This window comes from Paraburkholderia fungorum (genome assembly GCF_046026025.1).
Taxonomy (GTDB): Bacteria; Pseudomonadota; Gammaproteobacteria; order Burkholderiales; family Burkholderiaceae; genus Paraburkholderia; species Paraburkholderia fungorum_E.
In genome coordinates this window covers 58,752-76,620 of record NZ_JAQQFL010000027.1, presented here as the reverse complement: position 1 = coordinate 76,620, position 17,869 = coordinate 58,752, and the positions used below count along the sequence as shown (strand labels likewise).

Genomic DNA, 17,869 nt, shown 5'->3' with positions numbered 1-17,869 from the left:
CGGCTCATTGACGGTATCTCAAGGCGCCTGCGACGCCACGCTCGACGACTCCACCAGCGTCGATTTGACGATCACTTCGGCGCGCACGTCGCGCCCAATCGCTTCGATCGCGGGACGCATCTTCGCGAAGTCGTCGGGTGTGCAGACATCGCTGTCGAAATGGGTGGTGCCGTCGCGCGCCATCGTCACCACGTTGCCGAGCGGATCGAACGTGTACTGCGATTGGAAATCGACGAAGCGGTCCTGGGTCCGTGTCGCCTCCGGCATGTCGAGCACGCGGAAATTCGCGGGCAATTCAATGCGCGCGCGTTCATGCAACGCCAGGTTATGGCAGACGAATGGCTGCGTGCGCTGCCGTTCGCCGAGCCAATAGCGGGTATCCGCATCCAGGCCGCCGGCGAGACTCGTCAGCGCCGGAATCGATGCCGCCGCGCCCGGCACCACGAGATTTTCGAGCGTGCCTTCCATCGTGATCGTCAATGGGCCGTCAGCCACACCGAGGTCATTGGTGGTCAGCGTGGCAGTGCCGCGCAGGTTGGCGCTACGCAGCTCCGCCTGGATCGACTCCTCGCGTTGCGCGGGCGTCTGCGTGCGCAACATCGCGCGGGCCTGTTCGGCGGTGGCGCCCGATGCTTCCAGCCGGTACGTGAAGCTTGCTGAGCCATCGGGCTCGACCTTGATCGACAGGTCGGTGCTGCGCGTCGTCAATTCGGTGGCCGGTGTTTGCGCGACGACCCCTTGGTTGACGAGGACGGTAGGCCGGTTCATATCGGACCACGGCAGAAAGCCGAATTCGACATTCGACGCCGTCGAATCAGCGTATTGCTGCAAATCGGGCAGCCACGTGATGGCGTGATTGATGACGCCGTAGCCCGGCACGCTGGGCAACGTGTAGATCGAGCCGCTACTGATCAAGGCCGGGTCGTTGCGAACACCGACCGCGTCGAGCAGCGCGCCGTATAACGCCACGTGATCCTTGCAGTCGCCATAGCGGTTCGCGAGGATCGCGCTTGCGCTGTGCGGCACGACCGAACCGCGCCCGACATAGATCGCCACGTAGCGGATGTTGCGGCGTACCCAGTCGTACAGCGTCTTGGCTTTGTCGCGTGGCGTGTGGTCACGCGCGGTCAGGTTTTGCGCGAGACGCGTGACGGCCACATCGCTCGTGGTCGGGTCGGCGGAGGATGCCTTGTAGCTGGCGGCGAACGTGGCGTAGTCCGGAAAGGTCGAGACCATCAGCCGGTCGCCATACGATACGTACGCGATCGAGCCGCGTTCGATCCGGCTGAAATGCGCCTTGTCGTAACGATATTCGTAGCGTGTGCGGCCGTCGCGCGTGACCGGTTGCAGTGCGGTGAAGCCACGCGCATCGGCATAAAGCGGCTTGTCGACGGGCAGGTCGTAGATCAGGTGGAAGTTACGCGTGGGCACGAGATCGGGCGGCGTGAAGTCACTGAATTCACCTGGCACGATCGACTGCTTTTGTGTCTTGCGATAGGTGAGGTGCACGCGCGCGCCGGGTTCGACGGCGGGAAACACGATCACCTTTTCCTGGATGTCCTGAAACATCGGCGCATTGAATGAGCGGGCTTCCTGCACGTCGCGAATCTGGTCCGGCTGCACGTCGTGACGCACGCCGTCGGCGGTGGTCGTGTACGCCTCGAGGATCTGCACGTCCGCCATATTGCGGTTGAACCAGACGTACTGCTGCGCCACCCGTGCGACGCCTGCCTCGTTGTTCACGCGCAGCGTCATCGAATCGAGCTTCGAGAAGGAGCCGTCGGCGTTGACGGTGAAGGTCTGCGTTTCGCCCTCGTTCGTATAGGGATCGTCCAGTTTGGCAGAGACGCTCGCGCTCGCGGCGTGGGTGCACGCAAGCCAGCCGAGAGACGCGAGATAGACCCAGGAGGCGAAGCGCATGGCAGGCAGGTGTCCGGAGAACGGCAAAGTTGACGGGATCGCCAGCTAGAGTCGATTTACGACGCCTGAATGTCAAGCGGATACCGCGCATTGCGATTGAGCAAATGGCTCAATTATGTAATGATATCCATTCTCAATTGAAAGGCGTCGCCAGCTTTCTGTCACATTTCTCCTCCTCTGTGACTGCCAGCCAGCCTCTCAGCCGGACGGCCTGGACCGCAAGCCGGGTTTGTCCGGCCCCTCCTTTCAAACTTTCCTTTACCGCTGGTGTGAGCGAGCGCCTTCGTCGCGCGTCGCCCGTTGGCGAGGGTTTAACTTGCTGCGCCTGGAGCCTGGATGTGAACGCGCCTGATTCGATCGATATGAAACCTGCTGTTGGTGGCGGCACGCAGTACACGGCTCATACGCCGGAGCGCGGTCATCATCTGATGGACGACGCGGAGCAGGCCGCGCGGCGCCAGCGTTCGCGGCGGGCGAATTTCATCAAGTGGTTGCGCAAGGTGCACGGCTGGGTTGGGCTGTGGGGTGCGGTGCTGGGATTGATGTTCGGCGCGACCGGGTTTTTGCTGAACCATCGGGGCGGACCGTTGAAGGTGTCGTCGGGTGAGCCGCAGGTCGAAGAGATGCAGATTCCCGTGCCGCAGAAAAAGCTGGGTTCGCCGATGGAGATGGCGAAGTGGCTCAAGGACGAGTTGAAGATCGACGGCAAGCCGGGGCGAGTGAAACGTGAGCCGGCGCATCCGGTGGCATGGGGTGAACGCAGCACGGTGCAGCCGGAGTTCTGGCAGGTCGGGATTTTTGGGCCTACTCAGAATGTGCAGGCTGAATATTGGGTTGGGAATGGGTTTGTTGCGGTGAAACGGACGCAGAACTCGTTTCTTACGACGATGAATAATCTGCATCGTGGTGTGGGGTTGAGTGTTGGGTGGGTTTTGCTGATCGATACGATTGCGGGTGGGATGATTTTGTTGTCGTTGACGGGTGTTTTGCTTTGGACTGAGTTGAATAAGCGGCGTGTGGTGGGGGTGGTTTTGATTGGTGGGTCGGTGGTTGCTGCTGTGGTTTGTGGGGTGATATAGGGTTGGGTTTTTTTTGCCTGCGCGGCGCTTTGGTTGTTTGTTTATGGTCTTGGCCTTTCCTTGATTTCTTATTGGTCTATTAGCGTTCCCCCTGTGCGGGGGGGGCACCTACTTTTCTTTGCCTGCCGCAAAGAAAAGTAGGCAAAAGAAAGCGGCTCACACCGCTAATCCTTAAGTGGGTCCCCTGGCTTGGAGGGGGCAGTGGTGCATCTGGAATCGGTGCTCTCGCACACTTCGCGTCAGTGACACAGCAGTCATACTTCCGGCGGCGCTGCGCGCGCCGAAACCCATTTCCAAAAATAATCAGTTATGCAAAGCGTAGCCTTGGTTTCCCATGCAAACCCGTCCGCGACGCACGCAGTGCGGAGTGGGAGCGGATGAGCCCTTTGTCACGTACGTAAAAGGTGCGAGGACACGGATTCCAGATGCACCACTACCGTGGCTGCGCGAGGGACCCGCTTAAGAGTTAGCGGTGTGAGCCGCTTTCTTTTGCCTACTTTTCTTTGCGGCAAGCAAAGAAAAGTAGGTGCCCCCCCCCGCACAGGGGGAACGCTAATAGACCAATAAGAAATCAAGGAAAGGCCAACACCAAAAGCAAACAACCAAAGCGCCGCGCAGGCAAAAAAAAACCTAGACACTACAAGCAGCCCCCCCAGAAGCCGCTATCTCCCGCGCGGCCTTAGCCCCCTCAACCTGCAACAAAGTCGGCAACGACACCCCATTCTTGGCCGCCGTCACCTCGGCAAGAATAGAAACAGCAATTTCAGGCGGCGTCCGGCTACCGATATAAATCCCCACCGGCCCATGCAACCGGGCCAACTCGGCCTCATTCAGATCGAACTCTTTCAACCGCTCGCGCCGCGCCTGATTATTCCTTCTCGACCCCAAAGCACCCACGTAAAAAGCTGGCGTCTTCAGCGCCTCCATCAAAGCAAGATCATCCAGCTTGGGATCATGCGTCAGCGCAATCACCGCGCACCGCTCATCAAGCTTCATCTCGATCACGGTATCGTCAGGCATCGTCCGCACGATCTTCGTGCCGGGAATGTTCCACTCCTCGGTGTACTCTTCGCGCGGATCGCATACGGTGACCTGATAGTCGAGCCCGACCGCGATATTGCACAGATAGCGCGACAACTGCCCCGCGCCGATCACCAGCATCCGGTAACGCGGGCCGTGAATCGTCAGCAGACGCTCGCCGTCGAAATGCACACCGTCCGTCGCCTGCGCCACATCGAGCCGCACCGCGCCCGTCACCATGTCGACTTCGCGCGCCACCAGACGGCCGTCCTCCACTGCATTGCACAGATCGGCAATCCCGCTTTGCGGCGTCAAGGGCTCCAACACCAGTTGGATCGTGCCACCACACGGCAGGCCGAAACGATGCGCTTCTTCCGCCGTGATGCCGTACTTCACCGCCTCCGGACGGGTCTGCTCGATACCCATTTTCCGCACGCGGTCGATCAGGTCGTCTTCGATACAGCCACCCGACACCGACCCCACCACGAGTCCGTCGTCACGCACCGAGAGCATCGCGCCCTCGGGGCGCGGCGACGAGCCCCACGTCTTCACCACCGTCACCAGGAGCGCACGGTGTCCCTCCGCCAGCCAACGGGCGCTGGACTTCAGAACTTCGAGATCCACGCTTTCCATGATTTCTTCCCTTTCGTTCCGTCGCCGCCGGACTCAGTGTCCGCGGCCTCATCCGATTCTGTATTCTGCGCTGCCGCTTCAGTCGCTGCAGCGTCCCGCTCTTGCGGGGTTGCTGCGTCGGCTATGTCGCCGCCGAGCTGGGCGCCGAAGCGCTTGAAAAATTCGCCCGCGATTTTACGCGCTGCGCCGTCGACCAGCCGGGAACCGATCTGCGCGAGCTTGCCGCCGACCTGCGCAGTCGCCACGTACGTGAGCTTCGTGGCGGCGTCGCCTTCGGGTTCGAGCGTGACGCGCGCATTGCCCTTGCCGAAGCCCGCCGCGCCACCCTGGCCCTCGAAAGCGATGGTGTAAGCGTTCGGTGCCTCGATGTCGGTCAGCAGCATACGCCCTTTGAAGCGTGCCTTCACGGGACCGACCGATGCGCTCATCACCACGGCGTACGCATTGTCGCCATCCGGATCGATGCTCTCGCAACCGGGAATACACGCGCGCAGGATTTCAGTATCGTTCAGCGCATCCCACGCGTGCTGCTGAGAAACCGGCAGCGTATGGGTTTCACTCAATTCCATGGCGATGCTCCTGCAATTGTCGTGGCGGACAGGGCGAAACGAGGTAGACGCGGCGTGCGCGTGAGTTGCGCGAGATCGCGGCCGAACGCGGCCAGACTGTCCAGGTTATGGACTGGGCGATGGGCGTCGACGTACGGCAGGATCGCCTGCACGCCACGCGCTTTCGGTGAAAAACCGCTGAAACGCAGCAGCGGATTGAGCCACACGATACGGTGTGCAAATCGGCGCAGCCTGGCCATTTCGGTGTCGAGCACGTCGATCGCTTCGTGATCGAGGCCGTCGGTGACGAGCAACACAGTGGCTCTGCCGGTCAGCACGCGGCGTGCCCAGCGTCGGTTGAATTCGGCAAGCGCGGCGCCGATCCGTGTGCCGCCCGACCAGTCGACCACCTGGTCAGTGAGCGTCGCGATCGCCACGTCGGGATCGCGCTCGCGCAGCGCGCGCGTGGCGTTGGTCAGGCGCGTGCCGAACAGGAACACCTGCAGGCGCTCGCGCGATTGCAGCAGCGCGTGGCAGAAGTACAGCACCGCACGCGAATAGCTGCTCATCGAGCCGGAGATATCGAGCAGCAGGACCAATGGCGGTTTGCGCTCCACTACCGCGCGATACTTCCACACCGTCCAGTCGCCGCCCGCGCGTACGGCGTGCCTGGCGCTTGCGCGCAAGTCCGCGTGCGTGCCGTGCGAAGCGGCCTTCAGGCGGCGCGTCGGTTCAGTGGCGAGCGGCAGACGCTGGCCGCGGATCAGATGGCGCAAGGTGCGCCATTCGTCAGCGGAAAGCGTGTCGAAATCGCGATGACGCAGCCGCTCCTCGGCACTGAAGGTGACGTGCGCATGCAGTTCGTGCTGTTCGGTTTCCTGCGGTGCTTTGCGGTGCGGCGAGGGCGGTGTGCGCACGGCCAGTGCATCGGCGAGACGATTGTTGCGTTTGGGAGGCGGCAGGCCATCGCGGACTTTGGGCAGCAATAGCGCGCGCAACTTGCCTTCCCAATCCGGGTCGCGCCAGAACAGATCGAACGCGGCGTTGAAGAGGTCGCGTTCGTCCGGCGCGCGGACCAATAGCGTGGCGAGCGCGGCGCGTACATCGTCGCGCCGGTCGAGTTCGATCCAGTGCAGCGCGGCGAGTGCATCGACCGCTTGTGCGGGTGACATCGGCAAGCCCGCGCCACGCAGCACGCGCACAAAGTGCACGACGTTGCGGGCCAAAGTGGGCGTATCGATCGGCGCGGCCGATGTATCGGATGAAGCATTCACCGGGCGGGCGCCCGCCTCGGCTGCGGGCGCTTCGTTGCAAGCCGACGCATCGTCGTCTCCGTCCGTTGCCTGCGTCATCGTCGTTACTCCCGCACCGCGAGACATTGCGCGATCTGCGCCGCATCGACGCGCGCCAGGTCGTCCTGATACTTGAGCAGGACACCCAGGGTGTTCTGCACCGATTGCGGGTCGAGTTCCGTCACCGACAGCGCTTCCAAAGCGCGGCACCAGTCGATTGTTTCGGCGATGCCTGGCGCTTTGAACAGATCCATGCCGCGCAGCCGATGCACGAAATCGACGGCACGCCGTTGCAATTCCGCCGACGTTTGCGGCGCGCGCGCGGCGACGATTTCGAGTTCGCGATCGCGCTCGGGATAGCCGATCCACTGATACAGGCAACGGCGCTTCAATGCATCGTGTACTTCGCGCGTCCGGTTCGACGTCATCACGACGAGCGGCCGCTGCGCCGCGCGCACCGTGCCGTATTCGGGAATCGATATCTGGAAGTCCGACAGCAGTTCCAGCAGGAAGGCTTCGAACGGTTCGTCGGCGCGGTCGATCTCGTCGATCAGCAGCACGCGCCGCGCGCCAGGATGATTCTCGTCGGGCATCAGCGCCTGCAGCAGTGGACGCTTCAGCAGGAATTCGCTGCGGTATAGCGTGTCGTTGCCGGGCCGCTCGCCGGCGGCCTCGGCGAGGCGCAGCGCCATGATCTGGCGCGGATAGTCCCATTCGTACAGTGCGCTGGCGGTGTCGAGCCCCTCGTAACATTGCAGCCGCAGCATCGAGGTGCCGAGCATCCCCGCCGCGGCTTTGGCGAGTTCGGTCTTGCCGACGCCCGGCTCGCCTTCGACAAACAACGGCCGCTCCATGCGCAGCGCGAGATACAACGCGGTCGCGAGTTCGCGGCTGGCGAAGTAGCTTTGGGATTCAAGTTGCGCGAGCGTATCGTCGATTGAAGCAGGCTGCATGGTGTTCCTGAATCTGCACAGTGAAACGGGTGAAACGTGCGGCGGTGCGGCCGCGACGCAACAGGGAAGTGCTCCATGAGCGTGGCCGCAGGCGCGGCGGTGAGCGACAGCGCGGGCCGGAGCGCGGCTAACGCGCCATGCCGAGGCATGTCACGTCAGCCGCCAACCGCAAGGATCGCTAACCGTTCGCCTTCGTCACCGCGCGCGCGGCCAATACCGGAATCAGATGCGCGCGATATTCGGCGCTCGCATGCATGTCGGTGTTCAGGCCGGCGTCGGAGACGCTCACGGCTCGCGCAGCCTCCGGTGCGAAATTCGCCGATAGCGCGCTTTCCAGCTCCGGTATGCGAAATACCGAAGACCCCGCACCGGTCACCGCGACGCGCACGCCGCTCGCGAACTTCGCGACGAATACGCCGACCAGCGCAAAGTGTGACGCCGGATTCTCGAATTTCACGTAAGCCGCGCGTTCGGGCACCGGAAACTCGACGGCCACGATCAGTTCGTCGGGCGCCAACGCGGTCTCATACATGCCGACGAAGAAATCGCCCGACGAAATCCGTCGCCGATCGGTGACGATGGTCGCGTCCAAGGCCATCGCCGCAGCCGGATAGCAGGCGGCCGGATCGTTGTTCGCGAGCGAACCGCCGATGGTGCCGAGCGCGCGCACCTGGCGATCGCCGATGTGTCCGGCGAGGTCCGCGAGCGCCGGCAACACGCGCTGAAGCTCGGCGTGATCGGCGACGTCCGCGTGACAGACGGTGGCGCCGATTGTCACCTTGCCGGCATCGACCGTGATCGATTTGAGCGCCGGAATTCGCGTCACGTCGATCAGTTGCGAGGGCTGCGCGAGACGCAGGCGCATGGTCGGCAACAGGCTTTGTCCGCCAGCGAGAAATTTCGCGTCGCTGTCAGCGTTCATGGCTGCGACGGCCGCTTTCGGATCCGTCGCGCGTTGATACTCGAATGAATACATGTCGAATGCTCCGCTCAGGATCTCAGTGGGGTTTGGCTGCGTGAATCGCGGACCACACGCGATGTGGCGTCGCCGGCATTTGCAGATCGGTCACGCCGAGCGGCGCAAGCGCGTCGAGAATCGCGTTGATCACCGCCGGTGGCGAGCCGATCGCGCCCGCCTCGCCGCAGCCTTTCACGCCGAGCGGATTGTGTGTGCACGGCGTGCCCTTCGCGGTTTCGACGGTGAAGTTCGGCAGATCGGACGCATGCGGCATTGCGTAGTCCATGTAGGAGCCGGACAGCAACTGGCCGCTTTCCTTGTCGTACACGCAGCGCTCCAGCATGGCCTGGCCGATGCCCTGAGCGAGCCCGCCGTGCACCTGGCCTTCGACAATCATCGGATTGATCACGTTGCCGAAATCGTCGACCGCGGTGAACTGCTGGATGCGGCTCACGCCCGTTTCCGGATCGACCTCGATCTCGCAGATGTAGGAGCCGGCCGGATAGGTGAAGTTGGTCGGATCGTAGAACGCGCTTTCTTCGAGACCCGGTTCCAGCACGTCGAGCGGATAGTTGTGCGGCACGTACGCGGCGAGCGAAATGTCGGCGAATGCTTTGGTGCGATCGGTGCCCGCGACGCGAAACACGCCGTCCTTGAACTCGATGTCTTCCACCGCGGCTTCCAGCAGATGCGCGGCGATTTTCTTCGCCTTGGTTTCGATCTTGTCGAGCGCCTTCATGATCGCCGAGCCGCCAACCGCGATCGAGCGCGAGCCGTACGTGCCCATGCCGAACGGAATGCGACCGGTGTCGCCGTGAACGATCTCCACGCTTTCCAGCGCAATGCCGAGCCGGTCCGCGACCACCTGCGCGAAGGTGGTCTCATGCCCCTGGCCGTGACTGTGCGAGCCGGTGAACACGGTGACGGAACCCGTGGGATGCACGCGAATCTGGCCGACTTCGAAGAGCCCGGCCCGTGCGCCCAAAGCACCCGCGATGTTCGACGGCGCTAACCCGCAGGCTTCGATGTAGCACGAGTAGCCGAGGCCGCGCAGCTTGCCGTTCTTTTCGGATTCCTGCTTGCGCGCGGCGAAGCCTTTCACGTCCGCGAGTTCGAGCGCACGGTTCAGCGTGGCGTCGTAGTCACCGGTATCGTAGGTCAGCCCAACCGGCGTCGCGTACGGAAACGCGCGGATGAAGTTGCGGCGGCGGATTTCAGCGGGATCGAGTTTCATCTCCCGTGCTGCGGTTTCGACCAGACGCTCGACCACGTACGTCGCTTCCGGACGGCCTGCGCCGCGGTACGCGTCGACCGGCACGGTGTTGGTGAAGACCGCTTTCACCTCGGCGTAGATGGCGGGGGTCGCGTACTGGCCGGCGAGCAGCGTCGCGTACAGGATGGTCGGCACGCTCGAGGCGAAGGTCGACAGATACGCGCCCATGTTGGCGGTGGTATGAACGCGCATCGCGAGGAATTTGCCGTCGGCGTCCATCGCCAGTTCGGCTTTGGTGACGTGATCGCGGCCGTGCGCGTCGGACACGAATGCTTCCGAGCGCTCCGCTGTCCATTTGACCGGGCGGCGAATCTTCTTCGACGCCCACGTCAGCGCGACATCTTCGGCGTACAGGAAAATCTTCGATCCGAAGCCGCCGCCGACATCTGGCGCAATAACACGCAGTTTCGATTCGGGCAGCGACAGCACGAAGGCGGCCATCAGCAGGCGTTCCACGTGCGGATTCTGATTCGCGACGTAGACCGTGTAGCTGTCGTCCTGCACCGAGTAACTGGCGTTAACCGCGCGCGGTTCGATCGCGTTCGGGATCAGGCGGTTGTTGACGATGTCGAGCGTGGTGACGTGCTTGGCTTTGGCGAAGGCGGCGTCGGTCGCGGCTTTGTCGCCGTGGCCCCAGTTGTAGCAGACGTTGTCCGGCACTTCGTCGTGCACCGCGGCCTGGCCCGGATCGGCCGCGTGCGCCGTGTCGACCACGGCCGGCAACACGTCGTAGTCGACCTCGATCAGTTCGGCGGCGTCTTTCGCGGCCTTGATCGAATCGGCGATGACGAGCGCAACCTGATCGCCGACGTGGCGTGCTTTCGTGTGCGCAATGATCGGGTGCGGCGGCTCGTTCATCGGTTTGCCGTCTGTGCTGTGGATCAGCCAGCCGCAAGGCAGTCCGCCGACGTTGTCCGCGGCCATATCCGCGCCCGTGAAGATCGCGACGACGCCGGGCGACTGTTTGGCGGCGCTGATGTCGATGCTGTTGATTTTCGCGTGCGCGTGCGGCGAGCGCAGGAACACTGCATAAGTTTGCTGCGGCAGGACGATGTCGTCGGTGTACTGACCGTTGCCGGTGAGGAACCGATAGTCTTCCTTACGTTCGACGGAGGTGCCGATGAAGTGGGTGTCGGGTGCGTTCATCGTCGTCTCCTCAGGCGGTGGCGGGCGCAGTGGCCGCGGCGGTGGCGCTGGCCGTGCCGGCGGACTTCATGCCGTCGGCGCCTTCGAGCACTGCTTTGACGATGTTGTGATACCCCGTACAGCGGCAGAGATTGCCGTCGAGCTGGGCACGCACGTCGTCGCCGGTGAGATTGGGCTGACGTTCGACGAGTGCGATTGCGCTCATCACCATGCCGGGCGTACAGAAACCGCACTGCAGGCCATGGCAGTGTTTGAAGGCGGCTTGCATTGGATGCAGGGCGCCGTCTTTGGCGAGCCCTTCGATGGTGGTAATGTCCGCGCCTTCGGCCTGGAGCGCGAGGATGTTGCAGGATTTGATCGCACGGCCGTTCAGGTGGACCGTGCATGCGCCGCACTGGGCGGTGTCGCAGCCGATGTGCGTTCCTGTGAGGCGAAGTTGATCGCGCAGGAACTGGACAAGCAGGGTATTAGGGTCGATTGAGGCGCTGATGGGCGCGCCGTTCACCGTCAGACTGATGCTGATCGCCATGAAGTTGTCTCCTTATGGGGTGAAACCGGACCTTTGTTTTTCCTGCCTTCAGCTGCCTGTTCGTGGGGTCCGATGAGGGGACTGCGGGTTTGCTGTTTTGCGGTTCTTTTTTATGGGTCTGCCGAAAAGTAAAGCACAAATTGCTTGGGGGCGCTATTGGGTTGTGTGCCTGCTCGGCGGGTTTTGGGGTTGGGTTTGTTGGGTTGGTTGCACCTGTGGATTTGGCCTTTCCTTGTTTTGTTAGTGGTCTATTAGCGTTGCCCCTGTGCGGGGCGGCACTTACTTTCTTTGCCGCCGCAAAGAAAGATAAGCAAAGAAAGCGGCTCACACCGCCAGCTCATAAGCGGGTCCCCCGCACAGCCACGGTAGTGGTGCATCTGGAATCGGTGCCCCCGCACACTCCGCGCTGGTGACAAGGCGCTCATCCGCTCCCACTCCGCACTGCGTGCGTCGCGGACGGGTTTGCGAGGGAAATCAGGCACTGCGCTTTGTAAAACTGATGGTTTTTGGAAATGGGTTTCGGCGCGCGCAGCGCCGCCGGAAGTATGACGGCTGTGTCACTGACGCGAAGTGTGCGAGAGCACCGATTCCAGATGCACCACTGCCCCCTCCAAGCCAGGGGACCCACTTAAGAATTAGCGGTGTGAGCCGCTTTCTTTTGCCTACTTTTCTTTGCGGCAGGCAAAGAAAAGTAGGTGCCCCCCGCACAGGGGGAACGCTAATAGACCACTAACAAAGCAAGGAAAGGCCCAAAAACCCAGAACAACGAAAAGGCCAAAACCATAAAACCACAACCAAACGCCGAGCAGGCAAAAAAACCTCAAACCCTCATTTGGCCAACTTGGAATGCCGCCGCGAATACCCAAAGTAAATCACCATCCCAATGAGCAACCACACCACAAACGCCACCCATGTCACAGCCTGAAGATTAACCATCAAAAACAGACACGACGCGACAGCCAACACCGGCACAACCGGCACACCAGGACACCGGAATGCCCGCGGCAACTCAGGATGCGTCTTCCGCAAAACCAGAACCGCAATCGACACCATCGAAAACGCGGCCAACGTGCCGATATTGATCAGTTCAGCCAGCACATTCAACGGCACCAGCGCGCCAATCAGCCCGAAGAAAATCCCCACCAGCCACGTCGTAAAGAACGGCGTAGCAAACTTCGGATGCACCTTCGAAAGTTTCGCCGGCAACAACCCATCCCGCGACATCGCGAAAATCACGCGCGTCTGGCCATATGCCATCACCAGAATCACCGTCAGCATGCCCAGCACCGCGCCAAGGTCGATAAAACCCGCAACCCACTTCTCACCCACTACCTGCAACGCATAAGACACCGGATGCGAAATGTTTGCGAACTGCGCCGACGGCACGATGCCGGTAACCACAGCCGCCACGGCGACGTACAGCACCGCGCACACGCCCAGCGACGCAATGATCCCGATCGGCAAATCGCGTTTCGGATTCTTCACCTCTTCCGCAGCGGAAGACACCGAATCGAAACCGATGAACGCAAAGAACATCACCGCCGCCGCGCCGAACACGCCATTCCAGCCGTTCGGCATGAACGGATGCCAGTTCGCCGGCGTCACGTGGAACACGCCCACGCCGATCACCAGCAACACCACGGTCACCTTGATCGCCACCATGATGTTGTTGATCCGCGCGGATTCACGTATGCCAATCGACAACAGTGCCGTGATCACCATCATCACGAGGAAAGCCGGCAGGTTGAACCATGTCTCGTGGCCCGGCAACGCGCCCGGCGCCGCGCTCAGCGCGACCGGCAGGTTCACGCCGAAGCCCGACAGCAGCGATTGCAGATAGCCCGACCAGCCGACCGACACCGCGGACGTCGCCAGCCCGTACTCGAGCATCAAGTCCCAGCCGATGATCCACGCGGCCAGTTCGCCAAGCGTCGCGTACGAATACGTGTAAATGGATCCCGCGACCGGAATCGTCGACGCGAATTCGGCATAGGCGAGCGCCGCAAAGCCGCAGGCCACCGCCGCGATCAGGAACGACACCATCAGCGCCGGGCCGGCCTGAACGGCGCCCGTGCCGGTCAGCACGAAAATACCGGTGCCGATAATGGCGCCGACGCCAAGGAAAGTCAGATCGAGCGCGCCAAGCGCTTTCTTCAGGCCGGCGTTCTGAGCGCTCGCGGCGATCATGTGCTCGACGTTCTTCTTGCGGAACAGGGACATTGGCGGTGGGTCTCCAGTAGTGCACGCATCTTGCGCGCCGAATGTCGGGAAACCCGCGATTTTAACGGATGCACGCTTGTGCACCATTTTGGGACGGCGTTTTTCGTCGCCGTACGGCGAGCGGGAAATGCTTGGGGAGGGCGGGGCCGGGCGATCGCATGCTGGCGCAGCGATCGTCGAAGAAAAACGTCAGCCGGCCATTGCCGGATTCAGATCGACGAGGCGGTTGCTCATCACGTAGAAGGTCAGCTCAGCGTTATTGCGCAGCTTCATTTTCTCGAGCAGCCGCGTGCGGTACACGCTCACCGTCTTCACCGAGAGCGATAACGTCGTGGCGATATCCGTCAGCCGCTTGCCGGAAGCCAGCATGCACAGCGTCTGGTATTCGCGGTCCGACAGCTTTTCGTGCGGCAACTGTTCGCCGTCGAACGAGACATAGTCGGCCAGCGCTTCGGCCATGGCCGGGCTGACGTATTTGCGGCCCGCCGCGACTTGCTGGATCGCGCTGATCATCTGCGCGGCGTCGACGGTCTTCGACAGGTAGCCGGCGGCGCCGGCCTTCAGCGCGCGCACGGCGTACTGGTCCTCGCGGTACATCGAGAACATCAGCACGGCGACGCGCGGCGCCTTGCGTTTCAGACGCTTGAGTACTTCGACGCCGTTCATGTCGGGCAGCGAAATGTCGAGCAGCACCACGTCGTAGCTGTGTTGGGCGACGGCGTCGAGCGCCTCGGCGCCGCTTTGCGCCTCGGTGACTTCGCGCGCGATGCCGCGATCGAGCAGCAACTGGCGAACGCCCTGGCGAACCACCGCGTGGTCGTCGGCGAGCAGAATGCGCAGGCTCATGATGGCGTGCTCACGATTGCAGCGCGCGACGCCCGGCGCCCGGTGCGCTCGCCAGCATCGCATCCCACGCAAAGCGTGCGCGCACGAGCGTGCCGCGCGCTCCCTCACCGCTGTCGCCGCGCCGTGAAGCTACCCGCCGGGTGCTCACGCGCAGGGTGCCGTCGAAGGCGGCGCAGCGCGCCTGCATGCCGCTCAGGCCGAAGTGGCCGCGACGGCTGCGCGCGTTGCGCGTCACGCCGATGCCGTCGTCGCTGACGATCAGCGTCAGATGACGGCGGCCGGTTTCGATCCGCACGTCGGCGGATTCGGCGCGCGCGTGCTTGGCGATGTTGTTCAGTGCTTCCTGGGCGACCCGGAAGACGGCCAGTGTGGCGTCCGCGGGCAGGCGCGTAAGCCGGACGTCGGCGGCGCAGACGAAACTCGTGCGCAGGTTCGTGCGCGCGGCGAAGTCGCGGGTCCATTGCGCCAGCGCCCCGACGATGCCCGCTTCGAGCGACGGGGCATGCAGTTCGGCGACGGCCTGGCGGCTGGCGGCGCATACGGCGTCGAGCGAACGATTCGCGACGGCGAGCGCGGCGGCGCACTGCGGCGGTGCATTGGCAGGCAGCCAGGTTTCCACGCCGGCAAGGGCGAAACGCGTCGCGGTCAGCTCAGCACCCACGCCGTCGTGCAGTTCGCGCGCCACATGGCGGCAGGCCGCTTCCTGCGCCTGAACGAGTTCCGCCGACAGCTCTCGCACGCGGGCACGCAGCAGCGCGAGTTCGCGCTCAGCAGCGGATTGCGGCGCGGCGTGAGCAGGTGAGGGCGCAATGTGGGAGCCAAACGGGACGACAAGGGGGACGACAATCGACGTATCCATGACTTTCCCTCTCAGGAAACAGTGTGGACGGCGAAGCGGGTGCGCATCGGCGCGAAGACAAAAGAACGCATGCGAGTCTCTGGCCTCCAGTGATGTCTTTGAAGCGTTGTGCGCGACGGACAAATTGCTACGCTGCGGCGTAACGAAATTTACATTCAGTAACATGCAGGTCGTGCCATGGGCGGCATGTAAACCCACCGATCGTGCGCCGCGATGATATCTTAAAAAAAGAAAAAATGCAGGCACACCAAGGGTTAGCGCGTACATTTCACGCAATGGTTGATGTTTTGCAACGTTAGGTCTGTAGGAATAATACCGACGTCAAATGTTAATGCGATGGCACTGATTTGTAACCGCGCAACAAAAAAGGAGCCCGAAGGCTCCTTTCTGGTGATTCGCGGCGCTAACCGTCCGATCTAAGTGTTCGCTTAGCCTACGAACGCCTTTTCGACCACGTAGTGGCCCGGTGCGTTGTTGCTGCCTTCCTCGAAGCCGAGGTCGTCGAGCAGCTTGCGCGTGTCGCGCAGCATGTGCGGGCTGCCGCACAGCATCACGCGGTCGTCTTCGAGCGAGAAGCCCGGCACGCCAAGGTCGGCGAACAGCTTTTCGGTTTCGATCAGTTCGGTGATGCGGCCGCGGTTCTGGAACGCTTCACGGGTCACCGTCGGGTAGTACAGCAGCTTTTCCTGCACCAGCTCGCCCAGATGCTCGTGCGCGGGCAGGTGATCCGTGATGTATTCCTTGTACGCCAGTTCGTCGACGAAACGGCAGGTGTGGGTCAGGACCACGCGCTCGTAACGGTCGTAAATCTCCGGATCCTTGATGATCGACATGAACGGCGCGAGGCCCGTGCCGGTGGACAGCAGCCACAGCGTCTTGCCCGGCAGCAGGTTGTCTGCCATCAGCGTGCCGACCGGCTTCTTGCCGATCAGGACCTCGTCACCGACCTTCAAATGCTGCAGGCGCGACGTGAGCGGGCCGTCCTGCACCTTGATGCTCAGGAATTCGAGGTGCTCTTCGTAGTTCGCACTGGCAAGGCTGTAGGCGCGGATCAGCGGCTTGCCGTCCACTTCGAGGCCCACCATCGTAAACTGGCCGTTTTCGAAACGGAACGACGGATCGCGCGTGCAGGTGAAGCTGAAAAGCGTATCGGTCCAGTGATGGACGCTCAGGACGGTTTGTGAATTCAGGTTGCTCATGGCTTCTTGGATAGTGCGAAAAAGGCGGCCAGTCGTTTGAGCCGGCCGGCACGGCAAGGGCGATGCTGCGCTAACCCGAGGTCGGGAATCACGCGCAATCTGCTATTTTACCGCGCCCGCTGCCAGAGGGCTGCGGCGCGGCGGTTTAGCGCGGTGAAGCGGGTTACCGGACCTGGAAGCGTTGGCGCCAGCGGCTGTCGCGATGGGCGCCGCGAAGTACGTTGGCGCGTTGCGGCGGCACTCCAGCAAGGGTACGGCGATGGGCGAAAACCGCCGCAGGGCGGCTGCCACCGGCTGTCCGGCATGCGCCGGATAGGCGCGTCACGCGGGCAACATTTTCAGGATGATACCGAAACCCGCCGTGCGCTGCAGCATTGACCCTGCTGATAAAACTGGCAAAGCATCCCATGGGGTTCGCCGCCGCTCAGGCCGGGGCCGTCACTCGCTTCTTGCCGCGCTGCTTCAATACCCTTGCCTGCAGCACGATCACCAGCAGCAGGAACACCCCGCGAATCACCGATTGCCAGTACGCCGAGAGGCTGATGAAGCCGAGCCCATTCTCGAAGTTCAGCAGGTTGAACACCAGTCCGAGCAGTAACACGCCGGCGATTGTCATCGCGATCGAGCCTTCGCCGCCGGTGAGCAACGTGCCGCCGAGCACCACCGCCGAGATCGCGAACAGCTCCCAGCCGACGCCTTCATTCGGCTGTCCCGCACCGAACTGTGCGGCAAGGATCACGCCCGCCATGCCGGCGAGCAGGCCGCTTACCGCGTAAGCCATCACCAGCGTGCGGTCGACGTTCAGGCCCATCAGCCGCGCCGCTTCGTCGCTGCCGCCGATGGCCAGCGAATGCCGCCCGAAGCGCGTGCTGCGCAGCGCGAGCCAGCCGGCCACGGCGGCGACCACCGCCACGATCCCCGGGATCGGCAGGCCGAACAGATCGCCTTGACCGAAGTTGCCGAAGTTCGAATCGGCGGCAATCGACACGGCGTCGTTCTTGCCAAGCAGCAGCGCGACGCCGTGCGCGCCGAGACTGGTGGCGAGCGTCACGATGAAGGGCAGGATTTTCAGCCGCGTGATGATCAGGCCGTTGAGCACGCCGACGGCCGTGCCCGCCGCGCAACCCGCCACGACGGCGACCCAGCCGCCGTACCCGCTGGTCAACGCGGCGACTACGCTCGCCAAAGCCGCCACCGTGCCGACCGACAGGTCGATCCCGCCCGTAATGATCACGAAGGCCATGCCGATCGAGATGAGCGCGAACATCGAGTTGTAGCGCCAGAACGAGGTGATGTTGTAGGCCGAGCCGAAATGGTCATAGCGCACGAGGCCGAGCACGATGAGCGCGACGAGGGCAAGCAGGATGGGAAGGTTCTTTTTCATCGCATCGAAT

14 protein-coding genes are annotated in these 17,869 nt (G+C 62.7%); 1 reads left to right on the top strand and 13 read right to left on the bottom strand.

The window, feature by feature from the left end; translation table 11 throughout:
* Nucleotides 1-18: 18 nt before the first annotated feature.
* On the bottom strand, nt 19-1,920 hold the full coding sequence (locus PQR67_RS26115) for a DUF3857 domain-containing transglutaminase family protein (RefSeq protein ID WP_408465544.1): 1,902 nt from the start codon (nt 1,918-1,920) through the stop codon (nt 19-21).
* 338 nt (nt 1,921-2,258) lie between these two features.
* Between PQR67_RS26115 and PQR67_RS26110 the strand changes: the two genes are divergently transcribed.
* Complete coding sequence (locus PQR67_RS26110) at nt 2,259-2,999, top strand: PepSY-associated TM helix domain-containing protein (protein WP_408465632.1); 741 nt, start codon at nt 2,259-2,261, stop codon at nt 2,997-2,999.
* Between the two features lie 630 nt (nt 3,000-3,629).
* Here PQR67_RS26110 and PQR67_RS26105 read toward each other — a convergent pair.
* The 12 genes from PQR67_RS26105 to PQR67_RS26050 form a co-directional block, all read right to left on the bottom strand.
* Nucleotides 3,630-4,652 carry an XdhC family protein gene (locus PQR67_RS26105; RefSeq protein WP_408465542.1) on the bottom strand — a complete coding sequence of 341 codons (1,023 nt, stop codon included), beginning with the start codon at nt 4,650-4,652 and terminating at the stop codon, nt 3,630-3,632.
* Nucleotides 4,625-5,221, bottom strand: coding sequence for an SRPBCC family protein (locus PQR67_RS26100; protein ID WP_408465540.1), 597 nt, complete (start codon nt 5,219-5,221; stop codon nt 4,625-4,627). Before PQR67_RS26100 ends, PQR67_RS26105 begins: the two co-directional genes overlap by 28 nt.
* A complete protein-coding gene (locus tag PQR67_RS26095) occupies nt 5,212-6,552 on the bottom strand; it encodes a vWA domain-containing protein (protein WP_408465538.1) in 1,341 nt (446 codons plus the stop codon). Before PQR67_RS26095 ends, PQR67_RS26100 begins: the two co-directional genes overlap by 10 nt.
* 5 nt (nt 6,553-6,557) lie before the next feature.
* Nucleotides 6,558-7,445, bottom strand: coding sequence for an AAA family ATPase (locus PQR67_RS26090; protein ID WP_408465536.1), 888 nt, complete (start codon nt 7,443-7,445; stop codon nt 6,558-6,560).
* 178 nt (nt 7,446-7,623) lie between these two features.
* A complete protein-coding gene (locus PQR67_RS26085) occupies nt 7,624-8,421 on the bottom strand; it encodes an FAD binding domain-containing protein (RefSeq protein ID WP_408465534.1) in 798 nt (265 codons plus the stop codon).
* A 22-nt stretch (nt 8,422-8,443) separates the two neighbouring features.
* Entirely contained in the window at nt 8,444-10,822 is a 2,379-nt protein-coding gene (locus PQR67_RS26080; RefSeq protein WP_408465532.1) for a xanthine dehydrogenase family protein molybdopterin-binding subunit, read from the bottom strand.
* Nucleotides 10,823-10,832: 10 nt separating this feature from the next.
* Nucleotides 10,833-11,351 (bottom strand): (2Fe-2S)-binding protein, encoded by a 519-nt coding sequence (locus PQR67_RS26075; protein WP_408465530.1) that lies wholly within the window; start codon nt 11,349-11,351, stop codon nt 10,833-10,835.
* Nucleotides 11,352-12,179: 828 nt separating this feature from the next.
* Complete coding sequence (gene bcaP, locus PQR67_RS26070; RefSeq protein WP_408465528.1) at nt 12,180-13,571, bottom strand: branched-chain amino acid transporter BcaP; 1,392 nt, start codon at nt 13,569-13,571, stop codon at nt 12,180-12,182.
* Between the two features lie 189 nt (nt 13,572-13,760).
* Nucleotides 13,761-14,417 (bottom strand): response regulator transcription factor RqpR, encoded by a 657-nt coding sequence (rqpR, locus tag PQR67_RS26065; protein ID WP_408465526.1) that lies wholly within the window; start codon nt 14,415-14,417, stop codon nt 13,761-13,763.
* 10 nt (nt 14,418-14,427) lie between these two features.
* Entirely contained in the window at nt 14,428-15,276 is an 849-nt protein-coding gene (locus PQR67_RS26060) for a sensor histidine kinase (RefSeq protein ID WP_408465524.1), read from the bottom strand.
* 428 nt (nt 15,277-15,704) lie between these two features.
* Nucleotides 15,705-16,475, bottom strand: a complete 771-nt coding sequence (locus PQR67_RS26055) for a ferredoxin--NADP reductase (RefSeq protein WP_408465522.1) — start codon at nt 16,473-16,475, stop codon at nt 15,705-15,707.
* 424 nt (nt 16,476-16,899) lie between these two features.
* A complete protein-coding gene (locus PQR67_RS26050; RefSeq protein WP_408465520.1) occupies nt 16,900-17,859 on the bottom strand; it encodes an ABC transporter permease in 960 nt (319 codons plus the stop codon).
* Nucleotides 17,860-17,869 lie beyond the last annotated feature (10 nt).